10 protein-coding genes are annotated in these 15,723 nt (G+C 43.1%); all 10 read right to left on the reverse strand.

From position 1 onward, the window contains the following. Window positions 1-8: 8 nt before the first annotated feature. The 10 genes from HXT28_RS04800 to pstB all read right to left on the reverse strand — a co-directional run bounded on the left by HXT28_RS04800 (window position 9) and on the right by pstB (window position 15,670). Window positions 9-212, reverse strand: coding sequence for a hypothetical protein (locus HXT28_RS04800; RefSeq protein ID WP_016636716.1), 204 nt, complete (start codon window positions 210-212; stop codon window positions 9-11). Next, entirely contained in the window at window positions 209-3,817 is a 3,609-nt protein-coding gene (locus HXT28_RS04805; RefSeq protein WP_419185097.1) for a helicase, read from the reverse strand. The genes HXT28_RS04800 and HXT28_RS04805 overlap by 4 nt, the downstream gene beginning before the upstream one ends. 161 nt (window positions 3,818-3,978) lie before the next feature. Beyond that, window positions 3,979-5,343 (reverse strand): FHA domain-containing protein, encoded by a 1,365-nt coding sequence (locus HXT28_RS04810; protein ID WP_422113332.1) that lies wholly within the window; start codon window positions 5,341-5,343, stop codon window positions 3,979-3,981. Window positions 5,344-5,540: 197 nt separating this feature from the next. Further along, on the reverse strand, window positions 5,541-7,328 hold the full coding sequence (locus tag HXT28_RS04815) for a hypothetical protein (RefSeq protein WP_422113333.1): 1,788 nt from the start codon (window positions 7,326-7,328) through the stop codon (window positions 5,541-5,543). Window positions 7,329-7,844: 516 nt separating this feature from the next. Continuing rightward, a complete protein-coding gene (locus HXT28_RS04820; RefSeq protein WP_422113334.1) occupies window positions 7,845-9,818 on the reverse strand; it encodes a hypothetical protein in 1,974 nt (657 codons plus the stop codon). Window positions 9,819-10,186: 368 nt separating this feature from the next. After that, complete coding sequence (locus HXT28_RS04825; RefSeq protein WP_422113335.1) at window positions 10,187-10,993, reverse strand: hypothetical protein; 807 nt, start codon at window positions 10,991-10,993, stop codon at window positions 10,187-10,189. Window positions 10,994-11,765: 772 nt separating this feature from the next. After that, window positions 11,766-12,146, reverse strand: coding sequence for a 50S ribosomal protein L7/L12 (gene rplL, locus HXT28_RS04830; protein ID WP_032814643.1), 381 nt, complete (start codon window positions 12,144-12,146; stop codon window positions 11,766-11,768). 96 nt (window positions 12,147-12,242) lie between these two features. Beyond that, entirely contained in the window at window positions 12,243-12,764 is a 522-nt protein-coding gene (gene rplJ / locus HXT28_RS04835) for a 50S ribosomal protein L10 (protein WP_016636752.1), read from the reverse strand. Between the two features lie 375 nt (window positions 12,765-13,139). Continuing rightward, window positions 13,140-14,534 carry an NCS2 family permease gene (locus HXT28_RS04840; protein WP_016636751.1) on the reverse strand — a complete coding sequence of 465 codons (1,395 nt, stop codon included), beginning with the start codon at window positions 14,532-14,534 and terminating at the stop codon, window positions 13,140-13,142. 356 nt (window positions 14,535-14,890) lie between these two features. Continuing rightward, complete coding sequence (gene pstB, locus HXT28_RS04845; RefSeq protein WP_016636749.1) at window positions 14,891-15,670, reverse strand: phosphate ABC transporter ATP-binding protein PstB; 780 nt, start codon at window positions 15,668-15,670, stop codon at window positions 14,891-14,893. Window positions 15,671-15,723: the final 53 nt, after the last annotated feature.

Here is a 15,723-nt window from a genome sequence, read left to right on the forward strand (position 1 = left end):
AATAATACTCAACGACCACGTTCCGAAAATACCGCCCAATGAGGTGGCAACTCGCTTAAAATACGTTTATCATCCTCGTAATTACGTTGTTCTGCTGTGAGATTGTCAGAAGGCTCTAATTTAACACCATCAGCATCAAAAAGCTCAGAGCCTTCACGAACAACTCTCACAGATCGACGCGGCGAACGCCGATGAGGATCATAATCACTCATTCACTATCACCATACAATTCACCAAGTCTTGAAACAACTCGATCAACTTCTTTTTCAGGATTAACAAAAGCGCCAACACTCCACACTGTCATAACCGACCAGCCTAAAGATTCCAAATCTTGAATCATCATACGATGACGTTCACGCGTAGATTGAATACTCATAAATTGTGCATCATCCGTAAGCACAGCCAAAGCAAAAGGCTTATCAGCAAGACCAACAACTAGCGGCATACGAATACCATTGTTAAAACCATAATTCACTGCAACTTTTAATCCGCGAGCACGAATACGTTCAGCTAAATCAGTAAATAACACATTTTCTTGAGCAGCTTGAGCAGCAACTTGCGCTTCAACATCATGAATATCCTCAGGACGTAATGGTTTATCGCTTAATTGTTCAGCCCATTGCAAAAGAGTTTTCAGCAACTTCGGACCATCTTGATGCAAACGCTCATCTTCCATATCTTGGGAAGTAAAAGCACTGACAATATCAAGATGACGGCGAGCTAATGCAAGCGCATCAAGCAGCATACTACTGCCGCCTTCTTCTTCAATAAGACCAAATTGTTGAAGCAACCGCCCGTGAGAAGTTTTGGCATAGCATAGCGACATAATTACATCGGTTGCCACTGCACCTGAGGCTTCATTAATGCTCATAAGCCGTACGTGACGTAAGAAACGACCCATATTTTCATCTTTAATAGATAAAGACTTTAATTCAGCACCTAAACGACTACGGAACACATTTGTTAGTGCTACCACAACTAGCACATAACCTGAAGGCACAACAGTAAACGTCTTTGCGCGTTGACGAATAAGCTCTACAACCTCATCAATTTCTTGTTGACTACTTTCAATCAGACCAGACGACAAAATAGGTACACCAGTAGCATCAATCTGATGCAAACGCACCTTACCTTGTAATCGTTCAATAGGAACATCATGTCGAAGTTTGCCATAACCGTGTTCTTCCAAGAAACGAGCTAAACGCAATGATCTGCGCGTAGCACGAGAAGTGACCGTAACTGTTGGCAATAGCGAAATAAGCTTATTCAAACTTTCAGAACTTACAGTCTGCTTATGCGCTAACACCACTACTTGATGTGCACGAGCTAGAATAGAGAACAATTCAATGTTTGACATGTGCTCAGCAGAATCAATAATCACAGTATCTGCAATAGGGGTCAGTGGCGTCATCATAGTCAGCGTTGATGGCATAGCAACCAATATTGGCTTTGCTGCCAATACAAGCTCTGCATAATTTCGCAAAAGTTTCGTAAAGGTAATTCCAGAACGGTTACTAGCAAGCATAGTATGCAACTGATTTGCTTCTTGCGTATGCGAGAACAACAAATCGCATAAGTGACGCATGGCTTCTTGCTGAACCATTGGACCTATAGAGCGAACATGCTCAGTATCAACTTGCACAAAACGATCAGAAGCATCCTGCATTGCAGAACCATCTTGGTGAGAAATAATCGCAGAAGAATTAACAATATCTTCGAAAACGGTAGTCCACCATGCAAGCTGCAACTCACCATCAAGCGCTCCACCTGTAACATGACGACGGCGCAAATCATTGACTAAATCAAGTAAACCAGCATCACTGAATTCGTGTTCCAAATTACAACGACCAGGAAGCGTATCCAACGAAGCACGATCATCATGCAAGGATTGCAACCGTGATTCAAGCTGCACAAATTCAATATTTTCAAGATCAGCACCTTGACGAGTTGTAGCTAATACTGCGTCAAGAGCGACCAAATGTCTTGCTAACAGTTCCTGCGTGCTAACCAATTCATCTAGTTTTGGAGGTAAAACAGGCCATCCACCATGAGGAACAAAAGTACGCCATTGAGCTGCCTGTTGCGCAACAATCTTGAGAGCCTCATGTAAATCGTCAACTTTGGCTCCTACACGCAGCAAGCTACGAGCTTCTCGCATATGATGACGACGCTCCCAAAAGCCCATAACTGTGCCTTCAGCTTTACGCACAGCTTTCGGCTTACTGGCTTCAATCATTGAGTCCAAATCACGTTCAAAAATTTCTGGTTGGAATACGTCAAGCACACGACGCAAATTCTTCAGAACAGTAACTTGACGACTCCATTCTCGGGCTGTCGTTGGCACAGGGAAACCGCAGTTTTGTACTGTAGTTTTAACTTGTTCACGAGTAGCTGGCAGAAGTTTAAGCAATACATCTACTACACGCTGATACACTGCAACTGCTTCATTTTCATCAAATATTGATGCACCAAACCACGGCGTATCTTCAGGGTTAATATTAAATTCACCAAGCTCATCCGCCTGATGGAGTTTTTGCGCCCACTCTTCAAGGTGCCCAGTCATCGCATGTGCTGCATTAACATCTAAACGAACATGCGTAGAAGGATGAGATGGAAACATTGCAATAGCAGCAAGATTTTGAATAGTTTGATAAGCTGACACTCCCCAAGCTTCATTTACCCCGTGAAGATCACCTAAATAACGAGTAAGACGCGAGCGCACACCAACTAACTCATCTGCAACTTGTTCAAAGCGCGACGTTGCCACACTCTGACGAGCACCAACTGCAGCAATCAATTGAGCATCAACATGCTTGGCAATATGCCCATCTGCAACATCCAATGCCAATGAAGAAATTTCATGCGCATTTAAGGTATAACGGAAACGACGTTGTTGTTCAACAACATTCGGCACGTATAACACAGAACGTCCCGCAATCACTGAATGAGAAGCAATTGCCGCAGCGATTGCTGCAGAATCTGAACCTGAATCAATGTTTACAAATAAAGAACTTCCAGAAGCGACGAGATTAGCAGCATAACGTACAGTGTTATCTACTTCGCCAACTTCACATTCATTATGAGGATCTGCATCAAAAGGACTATACTCCATCTTGTGAATAGATTGAAGTGCCTGTATGGCATGCTCTTTACCAGCCATAGCGTCAATCGCAGTATTTCCAGCACTACCAGACTGTAAATCTTGAAGAATTTGTTCACTTTCTGCTACAAAGCGTGAACCAGCATCAGTAAAGCATCCAAGAACTATATCACGTTCAATATCAAAATCTGGAAAAACACTACGAGCCTGTTGGCAAATAGCGTCAAAAACTACAGAAGTCTCAGGAGTGCCACTCTCATAGTGAGAACCATCAAATAACACATCTTCCCGCAATTGAACACCGCGCAAACTTAAACGCGCAACCAACGCGCGATTTAAGCAAACGCTTCCAGAAAAGTAAATAGTTGCAGCAGTTTCATCTTGTTGTACATCACGAATTACACGAACAGGATATGTAAGTACCGGAACGTGATTACCATTCCATAGCGCAACACCAACAATTAAAGAAAGTTCAGAAACACCACTTTCATGAGCTTTTGCATCGCGATCTTCAAAAACGCGATCTAACCGACGCCCTGCGGCACGCAACATACCGGCATCACGGAATAAAGCTTTTAATGTTGCTTTTCCACTAGCAAAAAGCTGTGCAATACCAGAAGGATGGGCATGAGTTAATTCTAATTTTGCAGAAAGTTGCGTAATATCTTCTAGCGGCGAAGGAGATAACTGTGATTGATACTGTTGCTTCCATGCCATAATACGCTGCAATGCTTCAGAACTGACCTCCTGTTGAGCAGTATCTTCGTTCAATGAGGTGTCATTCGTTGCAGCACCTTTTACTACTGCGTCTGCAGAAACTTGCGATGATGAATCTTGTTCACTATTGTTTGTATCTCTCATATTCCAACCCTACTTACTTACTGTTCTATAGCTTTACGATACTCACTGTAACCACTGTTACGCGCAAGCGCAGCGTCAACTTCGGCATTACCTTGCGCTGCCAGCCAAGCATATAAATCATCATACAAACCTGGATTTGTCGCTAAAAATGGCAGTAATTCTGGATACTGTGCCATTTCAAATTGTTGAGAAAAATCATTACTTTCTTCAGCTTCTCGTGAAGTAAACCCACCAGCTTCTACCATATTTTGTTGGGCATCAAATTCACCTTTTGACACTTTTTCAAATACTGAACCTGGTTCAAAAGCAGGCGAATATGAAACGCCGTTATCGATAACATCAATACCAGAAATAACAGATTCAGTATCAGCATGGTTCATATCAGCAGTTTGTGCAGACAGATCACGATGAACAGCACCAACAATATCTGTAGCAAAAGGACCAGTAGTAAAGGACGAAATATCGCTTTCTTGTGATACTTGATTTTCTGTTTCTTGGAACACTTCAGAATGCGCTACGCTATCTAATTGCGTATTAGATTGAGTATTTTCTTGCAACTCATTGTTAGGTTGCAACTCATTGTTAGGTTGCAACTCATTGTTAGGTTGCAACTCATTGTTAGGTTGAATATGTTCTTGTAGTGCAACTGTTTCTTGTTGTATATTTTCCTGTTGTATATTTTCCTGTTGCAATGATTGAGCATCAACAAATAAATCACGAGGTTCAATGGGCTTTTCTTCATGCTCAGGCACTACCGGTAACGTTACAGGATGATTCATAGCAGCGCTACGCAATGTGGCGCCAGAGGACAAGTTTTGCGCAAACTGACCCTTTCCCCAAGATAGGTCTGGTTGTGCTACAGACTGAGCATGAAAAATACCTGTTGGCTCACCAGCACGCAAGTCAAGAATTTGATCCACCGATAAATCTGGTACAGCATGTTCATCATGTGCATCATCAGTAGCATAGGAGAATAAATTGCGAACTTCATCATCTTGTTTATCTTCAATTGCAGTATCTTCAACGCACACAAAATCAACAGGAACATCACCAAGTTGCATACGCATTAAGCTATCTGGCAGCTGAAAATCAACATCCGGCTCTAATCGCAATAAATCCCCGTTGGCACTAACTAAATACGTGCCGTTTGTTGAATGTAAATCACGAATTGTTGCTGCACCACGCTTATCAACAATGAGTAACGCATGTCGTTTTGACATAGAGCGTTTGTTATCTACTATGTCAACACGCACGAAACCATCGTCGCGCAATGGGCGTATAGGCTTGCGTCCAATCTCTACTGACTGTCCTGCACCCACACGTGCCTGCTCGACACCACCTACTGTAATCATCCAGCGCTGTACGGCTTGTCGCTCACTCACGTGACCTGCTCCCTTCAAAAAATACACTACTTACTATTGTGTCATGCTTTGTGTATATTGCGCTAGTTTTTATTAATTTTGAATATAAAAATTGCCAACCATAAGTTTAAGAAAAACTTCTGGTTGGCAATAATGTATTCGCTCATGTTAGAAGTATCCATGAACGTCATCGATGCATATATGCAAAAGTAGATTTATTAATCTCTTAAAGCTTGCAATTGATGCTGCAAACGCACATATCTACATAATGGTGAAGAATCCCCACGCATGGCATTACCTAAATTGTCAGAGGCTTTAAAGATAGCTTGCAAATTATCTGGTACTTGAACTTTTTGAGCACCCACCTTTTGTATATATGCATGTAGTGACTGATCAAATGTATCTGGAGTCCACGAAGTTTTATTAGTAGAACTACCATGCCAGATAACAACAGATCCATAAATAGCAGAATCATTGCTTTGTGCAAAACCATTAGAAAGAACGTTACGATTCACAAAGTTCAAATAATGACCAACTGCATTTTGGAATTTCTGCAATACCGACTTATCTGGATCGTTTTCAAACAATGATTCAGGCAAGTTATCCAAACCAGAAATATTGTGACGGTAAGATTCGAGATTATTGCCAGCTTTAAGCGTATATACATGACCATCATCGTTAAATGTGCCATTATTGACAGCAGTATCAAAAATGGATTTTTCTCCGTAATACCAACCCTTCATTGGACTCTCATCATCGTTCTCATGAGTGGTAGAAATATGATACTTTCCCCATGCAAGATTCTCTGAATTGTATCGATAAGGATGCTGTTCCTGTGCGGCCATAACAGCATGCGCAATACGAGTATCAGAGAACATGCTATGTGCGATTGCTTCTGCAATACTACGCATACTTATATTAACAGGTCCAAGCCCTTCAGAAGCTCGCAATGCATTCAATTGCTTATTGTAATTTGCTGCATTCATAACTTCAAAAAGGCTGGCTGCAGATACTGGGTAAGCATTCCTTGCTGGAGAGTAGAAAGTAGGAGATTTTTCTTCACCAACAGGACGAACTATTTGTGTATAACCACCGTCCGATGTTGAAATCTTCGGCCCCATAACTTCATAAGCCTTAATAGTTTTACCTTGCATAATTGCTAATGCATCTTGAGCATCTCGCAAATCATCCCCGGTAAGATTGCCATATGTAAGAAGATTCTTAAGATAGTCTGTAAAAGTCTCTTTAACTAGATTCTTCTGATTGAGTGCGCTTGCAACTTCAGTTTCATACGCGTTGTAGAGATTTAAATCTTCAGGAGAAAGAGCAGCTTTTACTTGCTCAAGTTCACTGTTAATTTCTTGAATCTTCTGAGCTTTTTCCTGTGGAGTAAGTACGACTGGAGCTTCGTATGCATCATCATTTGTGTTAGGTTCTGCTACGGTAGTGTCTCCACTAGGAGTATCTGGCGTCACTGGCGCAGGAGCAGGAGCCGGTTCCGGAGCTGGAGCTGGTTCTGGAGCAGGTGTAGGGGTATCTGGAAATACGTCAGAATCATTGTCACCTATACCACTTAAGTCATCTAAATCACCAAGATCATCCAAGCCACTTAAGTCACCTAGATCACCAAGATCATCCAAGCCACTTAAGTCATCTAAATCACCAAGATCATCAGAGTCGCCTAAGTCACCTAAATCACCAAAATCACCAAAATCATCAGAGTCGCCAACAAAAAAACCTTGATAATCGTTATCGACAAAACCATCTAAATCTGTGTCATCACCAAAATCACCAACGCTCTTATCGTCACTTTCTGCAGATGGTGTAGGAGTTACTGTTTTAGCATAGTCAGATGGAATTTTAATAAAACCATCAAGTGCTGATGGAGCTGGAGCTTGGAAATCTGAACCGTCAAGAGGTCCAGCCATTGCAGGAGTAGCGAAAGCCAACCCGGCAACAAATGCAGCGCCAAATGAAAACGCTACTATAGCCTTCTTATTTAACATATAGTTCCCTTTCTTATCTACAATCCCAACGGTATTGCTTAACGTTCAAAACATATTTACAATGCTTTATTATTCAACCTTTGCAATTACATAGTGCATGAAAGACGCAGCCTCCAAACACTTAAAGTTGAAAACGTTTGAAAAACATTCTACTCTATTTCACCTACAGCAACGCCTTTTCATGACTTAATTTTGACAATTTTTAGCGATTACTACAGTAATGACAATACAACGAGTAGCTATTATTCAAATTTATATCCGTGTTTTCAATTATAAATCGAACATGGAAAGTTATAGGTCAAAAGGCTTCAGACACACTTTCAATCTGTAACCTCAGTTTCTGCAGATTACACAGTTTTTGCCGATTACCATAATGCACTAAAAGGTATGAGCATAAAAAAAAAATGGGGACTGAGTATTACCTCAATCCCCATCTCATTCAATAGCTTAACAATACTACTCAGAGCTTCACATAAGCTACACTCAAAGCAACACTATTTCGCTTAGCAATCATGCTTAGTGACGGATCTTGCGAAGAGCAGCACCCATACCAGCAAGCACGGAAGCAGCAACAGCAGCCAAAGCTACAGCAGCACCAGTGTGAGCCAATGGAGCAGCAGCAGCATGCTTCTTCACAGGAGCCTTAGCAGCAGCCTTACCAGGGAAGTTACCAGCCTTCTTCATAGCATCCAAAACTTCCTTAGCACCAGTATCGCAGCTCAAATCCTTAGCATGATCATTAGCAGAATCCAAGATAGCTGCAGCACGAGTACGGTTATGATGCGCAACCTCAGCAAGCTTAGAAGCAGCAGCAAGATCAGCCTTAATAACCTTAGCTGCATCCCAATCCTCAGCCTTCTTAGCATCAGCGTAATCAGCATTCAGCTCAGCGAGGACATCCTTCACAGCAGCCTCAACATGACCATAATGAGCAACAGCCTTCTTCAACTGGTTACGAAGCTTACCCAAGTAAGCGCAGTTATCGCCACCGAAGTTCTTCAAAATGTTAGCCCAACCAGTCTGCTTCAAACCAAACTCGAGCTTATCAAGAAGAGCATCATAAGCAGCAACATTCGTCAATCCGTGCTTAGCAAGAAGAACAGTCAAACCCTTATAGTTCGTGAACAAATGCTCACTACCATCAGGAGACACAAACGTTGGCTCCTCAGCCTTAGGCTTTGGCGTTGGGGTCGGTGGAACTGGCTTTGGCTCTGGCTTCTTCTTAGAAGCACGAGCAGCATCTAACAAAGCCTGAGCACCCTCAACAGTCTTAGCCTTACGAATCTGCTTAGCAGCAAACGTAAAGCCTTCCTTCTCAGCCTGCTTAGCAATAGCCTCAATAGCAGGATTAATAGCAGGAGTTGGAGGAACCGGAGTTGGAGGAACCGGAGTTGGAGGAACCGGAGTTGGAGGAACTGGAGTTGGAGGAACTGGAGTTGGAGGAACTGGAGTTGGAGGAACTGGAGTTGGTGTAACTGGAGTCATGGTAGGAAGAAGCTCTTGAAGCTTCTTTGCAGCATTTTCCAGAGCCTGTTTATTCTCTGAAGTCTTATCATCCTTAAACTTCTTAGCCGCTGCAGTAAATTCATTTACAGCAGCACCGAAAGCCTTAACTTTCTTAGAACCGCCAAACTTATTCATAACAGCTTCAAAAGCACTCTTCGCAGCCTCAGCAGCTTTCTTGCTAGCAGGAGTCTTATCAGCCTTAAACTTAGCAACAGCCTCCGCATAAGCCTTACGAGACTTACCAAGCTCATCAGCAACACTCTTTACCTTGGCGATCAGCTCTTTAAAACCTGACTTAGCAGGCTTTGGTGGAACTGGAGCTGGTGGAACTGGAGTCATGGTAGCAAGAAGCCCTTGAATCTTCTTTGCAGCATTTTCCAAAGCCTGTTTACTCTCTGAAGTCTTATCAGCCTTAAACTTCTTAGCCGCTGCAGTAAATTCATTTACAGCAGCACCGAAAGCCTTAACTTTCTCAGAACCGCCAAACTTATTCACAACAGCTTTATAAGCACTCTTCGCAGCTTCAGCAGCTTTCTTGTTAGCAGGAGTCTTATCAGCCTCAAACTTAGCAAAGGCATCCTTATAAGCCTTATGAGAGTTACCAAGCTCACCAGCAACACTCTTTACCTTATCTAGCAGCTCTTTAAAACCTGACTTAGCAGGCTTGGTTTCATCCTTCTTATCGGTTTCACCTGGCTTGGTTTCATCCTTCTTATCGGTGTCACCTGGCTTGGTTTCACCCTGCTTGGAATCTGTTGCGTCAGTCTTCGTATACGCAGCAGTCTGAGCTTCAGTTGGCGTGCACTCAGCTTTGAGCTGTTCAAGAGTCTTTTTTGCTTGCTTAGCATCAGCAACTTGAGCATCAGTGCAAGCAGATTTAGGTGTTTGCACATCACCATCTGCTAATGCTGGGACTGCAACAGCAATACCAGAAAGAAGCGTAGCGCCAGCAGCAAGTGCGGCAATAGCCTTCTTATTTAACATAATTAAACCTCAATCTCTTTATGGATTTGCACTCAATATAAGCACAAAACAAGGGATTCTTGGGGATTTAGCTCCCATTTTCGGGTTATAGAATTTTCGCCTATAACCTCTTTTCATACGAGAAAATCTCCTATGAAAAAGGCTCGAAGCAGCAATCGTTGTCAACAACAAATCTCAACTTCAAGCCTTTAAATAACTTAGCACTACCACTCCCTTAACAGCAGTAATACCAAACTTAGCTCATTAGCTCTTAAATTTTTTACTTACTAATCACTGTTTTAGCAAAATAATCCGCAAAACATTTAAGAACAGCTTGTGGCACAACAACTAAAAAGCCCTTATACCACAAGCTGAGCGTAAGAATTTATTTAGTGACGGATCTTGCGAAGAGCAACACCCATGCCAGCAAGCACGGAAGCAGCAACAGCAGCCAAAGCTACAGCAGCACCAGTCTTAGCCAATGGAGCTGGCTTAGCAGCTGGAGCTGGCTTAGCAGCAGCTGGCTTACCTGGGAAGTTACCAGCCTTCTTCATAGCATTCAAAACTTCCTTAGCACCAGTATCGCAGCTCAAATCCTTAGCATGATCATTAGCAGAATCCAAGATAGCTGCAGCACGAGTAAGGTTATGATGCGCAACCTCAGCAAGCTTAGAAGCAGCAGCGAGATCAGCCTTAATAACCTTAGCTGCATCCCAATCCTCAGCCTTCTTAGCATCAGCGTAATCAGCATTAAGCTCAGCGAGGACATCCTTCACAGCAGCCTCAACATGACCATAATGAGCAACAGCCTTCTTCAACTGGTTACGAAGCTTACCCAAGTAAGCGCAGTTGTCACCACCGAAGTTCTTCAAAATGTTAGCCCAACCAGTCTGCTTCAAACCAAACTCGAGCTTATCAAGAAGAGCATCATAAGCAGCAACATTCGTCAAACCATGCTTAGCGAAAACAGTGGTAAGACCCTGATAGTTGGTGTAAAGATTCTCGTTACCTGGCTCAGCAGTCATATCCTCAGCCTTAGGTGCTGGAGCTGGAGTTACAGCTGCAGGAGCATCTGGATCGCCGCCTGGCAAAACGTGAGACCAAGAATCCTCTGCCATTGCTGGAGCAGCAAAAGCGAAACCGGAGAGAAGTGTGGCGCCAGCAGCAAGTGCGGCAATAGCCTTCTTATTCAACATAGTATTTTCCTTTCCTCTTCTCCTTCGCACTACATAGCACGAAGAAAACTTCAGTATCTTAAGGGGCTACAACCCCTCAAGAATCACGCAAGGCGCAAAAACCTAACGCAACTGATATCAAGATACCCTACCTCATTTACAAAATCAAGCTTAATCTACAGCAAAAAACAGTAATTACTAACATTGTTGTTAAAATATTTATTGTTTTTGTATTAATAAATCTTAATATTTAAAGCAATATTGCGCATATTGTATAAAAAATAATAATTTCAAGAATTTTAAAGATTTTTTTCAGAAAATTTTCAGGAAAAACAAACAAACTTCTAACAAACACAAACTAACAGCTGAAAACAATACTCTTCCAGCATATACGCATAACAACACGCCGAAATAACAGCACAACACAAACCATCAACTAAACCAAAGCGCTAGTAGATCTCAACGCTAAGACAGAACCTAGATTGTTCAAACTAGACTATATAAAAACAAGCAGTAAACAAATTCAACTTGCGATTATTGCACACTGCGACAAAATCTACAAATCTTAAGTTTATGTTCACTATGCTCTGTTTCCTGTATGTATGATTTTCACTATGCATTACATCATCGTATACATTATCTACATATCTATATCTATTTATGCATGTATTCGGTATACATCGTCTTTCTACCACAAAAGCACAAAAGGCGGCAGGAATAATCCTACCGCCTAATTTTCACTATGCGCATACACATAAAACTACGTCACACGCAAAGCAATAAAAAGCTAGAACTACTTAAGTTCCACAGAAGCGCCGGCCTCTTCAAGAGCAGCCTTAGCCTTCTCGGCATCTTCCTTCTTAGCCTTCTCAAGAACAGCCTTTGGAGCGCCATCCACGAGAGCCTTAGCTTCAGCCAAGCCAAGGCTGGTCAAAGCACGCACAGCCTTGATGACTGCAATCTTCTTGTCGCCAGCAGCGGTAAGAACGACGTCGAACTCGTCCTTCTCTTCCTCAGCAGCGCCAGCAGCAGCTGGAGCAGCGGCAACAGCGGCGACAGGGGCAGCAGCCTCGACGTCGAACTTCTCTTCAAAGGCCTTGACGAACTCAGAGAGCTCAACGAGGGTCATTTCACCAAAAGCTTCAAGAAGCTCTTCACTAGTGAGCTTAGCCATAATGGCTTCCTTTCTTACTTGGCCAGGCACACGTTGTGCCTTACGACCATAACATTTTTATTATTTATTAGTCTCATGCAGCAAGCTGCAAGGGAATCAAGCGGCCTTTTCCTGCTTCTCGCGCAAAGCGTCGATAGTACGCACTGCCTTGGTTGGCAAAGCGTTGAACAAGTAGGCGGCCTTGGACATGGTGCCCTTGAGCGCGCCGGCCATTTCGGAAAGCAACTGTGGACGCGACTTCAAGTCGGCGAGTTGCTTTGCGCCTTCGGCATCGTAAACGGTTCCATCTGCGAAACCGCCCTTGACAACGAGGGCTTTATTCTCTTTGGCAAAATCACGCAAGGTCTTAGCAGCCTCAATGAAATCACCCTTCACAAAGGTGATAGCAGTTGGACCAGCAAGAAGCTCATCAAGACCTTCGATGCCCGCTTCCTTAGCAGCAATACGAGCAAGCGTGTTCTTCGCCACAGAGTAGGAAGTATCGCGGCCTAGCTTTTCACGCAGAGTAGAAATCTGCGGAACGGTAAGCCCGCGGTACTCGGTAAGGTAGATAGCATCTGCATTACGGAATAATCCAGTAAGCTCTGCAACTACCGCTTCCTTTTCGGGCCTCTTCATGGCGTTCCTTCCTAAATTGGCCGTCGATTTGAAAGAAATGCATCAAAAGCACAGCTTTTCAGAGCAATAAAAAAGCCCTGCGCACCGGCAGAGCAACATACAAAGCACTAAAACGTACTTAAATTTTCGACTTATAACGCAATTCGCTATAAATCATCGCTCAACCTGTGCTGGCTTGACACATCAATTTCGGGAATCCTGCGATCCCACCAACGGTCTGTGGTTTACGATGGGAAAGTCTAATACAAATTCAAGACAATGTCAATAAGAATTTATGTAACATATAGAAATAAAAAAGAGGGCATGCATTTACACACCCTCAAATACATTATTTTCGCTGCTCTGTAAGTTTATTGCTTACAGCATTCTAGACTTTTACAGCACAGCGTTAGCAACGAAATCAAGCAAGAACAGCAAGGAAACAATCCAAAGCATTGGATGAACTTCCTTAGCACGCTTCTTGCAAGTCATAACTAAGCAGTACATGATGAAGCCTGCAGCGATGCCGTAAGAAATCGAGTACGAGAACGCCATGAATACAGCAGCAAAGAATGCAGGAATTGCTTCGGAAATATCGTCCCAAGCAATCTCCTTCAAAGAGCTTGCCATCATGCAACCAACAACCACAAGCACGCCAGCGGTTGCAGCTGCAGGAACTGCAGAAGCAAAAGGTGCAAGAACAATAGAAAGCGCGAAGCACACGGATACAACCACAGAAGTCAAACCAGTGCGGCCACCGGCACCAATACCAGCAGCAGATTCTACATAAGTAGTGGTGTTAGAAGTACCGCAAATTGCGCCAACGGAAGTAGCAATAGAATCAGCGAACAATGCGCGATCCATCTTGGAACTAAAGCCGGAACCGTTCTCCAAAGCCTTCTCGTCTTCCTCGGAGAAAATACCAGTGCGACGGCCGGTACCAATAAAGGTGCCGAGAGTGTCAAAAGTATCCGACATTGAGAATGCAAAAATAGTTACCAACACAAGCGGCAAACGAGCAGGATCAGCAAACAATGATGCAAAACCCTTATTGCTAAAAATAGCGCCGAAAGTAGTTGGGAGCTGAGCAAAGGCGTCAGTAACAGACACTGCATTGTTCAAAGAAGTTAAGCCCAAAGGAATACCAATTAAAGAAGTTGCAATAATTGTAATAAGCAAACTTGCGCGAACTTTAAGAACTGTAAGAACAATAGCAAAAAGAAGTCCAATAAGGAATAGCCAAAGCACAGGGTTATTCATAACAGCAAGACCTGGAATAGCAGCAGTTGGTTTACTCTTTGCAGCGGCAGCAGGATCTTTAGAAGTGAAAGTAATAAGACCAACACTCATCATGCCAACATAAGCTACAAATAAACCAATGCCACCGCCGATTGCTTGCTGTAGCGAAGTCGGGATGGCACGAATAATCATTTTACGAATCTTGGTAACGGTAATAATAATGTTAATTAAACCGCACAAGAACACCATGCACATGGCCTCTTGCCATGTAAAGTGCAATCCGAAGCAAACTGTGTAAGTAAAGAACGCGTTAAGACCCATGCCAGCAGCCTGTGCGTAAGGCACGTTAGCAAACAAGCCCATAACAAGGGTACCAATGATTGCTGCGATGATTGTAGCGAGGAAAACGCCACCCTTAGGCATGCCAGTTTGGCTTAAAATCATTGGATTTACGACGATAATATATGACATTGCAAAGAATGTAGTGAGACCTGCAGTGATCTCCGTTGATACATTCGTACCGTTTTCTTTGAGATGGAAGAACTTTTCCATAAACTCTCTGTTCCTTGGTTTTGACGCGCAAAAGACCATGAAAAAGCGCGGCGAAAGCACTTGAGCAATCGCGAACGCAATTACATTTGGGCATTCACGCAGAGGTTACTGCGACTCGTCGGAAGAACGAAAGCATCACAAAATCTTACATAAAATTATGAAAATTGCGATACCTTTGAACAACCGAACAGCTCTGACCTTACGCGCACGTGCTGACCAACAGAACAATGCAAAAGTGTTAAAAATTCAGCAAAATAGCTGAAAATACAACGCAAAACCCGTGCAAGACTAACGCAAGACTCGCCAAAAATTCAGCTAAAAATTCAGACGAGTCAGCGCCAAAACTAAGCCAAAACTCACCCAAAACGACCGGAAATATAGCGCTCAGCTTCGTCATTGCGCGGATTGTTGAACATGGTAGTAGTGTCAGCAAAGTATTCCAAATGACCAGGCTTACCAACGGCCTTCAAATTGAAGAAAGCCGTGTAATCGGCAACACGCGCAGCCTGTTGCATATTATGTGTCACAATCACAATCGTATAATCGTGCTTAAGCTCGTTAATTAAATCTTCCACAGCCAACGTAGAAATAGGATCCAGCGCCGAGCAAGGCTCATCCATAAGCAAGACTTGTGGATGTACTGCCACTGCTCTAGCAATACAAAGTCGCTGCTGCTGACCGCCCGAAAGACCGATGCCAGGCTTATCTAAACGATCCTTAACTTCATTCCATAAGTTTGCACCGCGTAATGCCCACTCAACTAAGTCGTCGGCATCCCGCTTAGCAATCTTGCGATTGTTTAAACGCACGCCTGCAAGCACATTTTCTCGAATAGACATAGTCGGGAACGGGTTCGGACGCTGGAACACCATTCCAACATCTCGCCGAACTGCCACAGGATCCACATCTTTGCCGTATAAATCGCGGCCTTCAAGCAGTACCTGACCTTCTACGCGCGCACCCGGCGTAATCTCGTGCATGCGGTCTAAAGTGCGCAAAACGGTTGATTTTCCGCATCCAGAAGGTCCAATAAAAGCCGTCACCTTATTTGGCTCAATGTTTATGTTAACATCTTCCACTGCTAGAAAATCACCATAGTAAATATTCAAATGCTTAACATCAATGCGCTGACCCATTTTGTACTCACTTTCTAAAAATTTATTTCGCCTTACTTTGCCTTTAGCGCAAT

This window comes from Gardnerella washingtoni (genome assembly GCF_049262705.1).
In the GTDB taxonomy this organism is placed as follows: Bacteria; Actinomycetota; Actinomycetes; order Actinomycetales; family Bifidobacteriaceae; genus Bifidobacterium; species Bifidobacterium vaginale_D.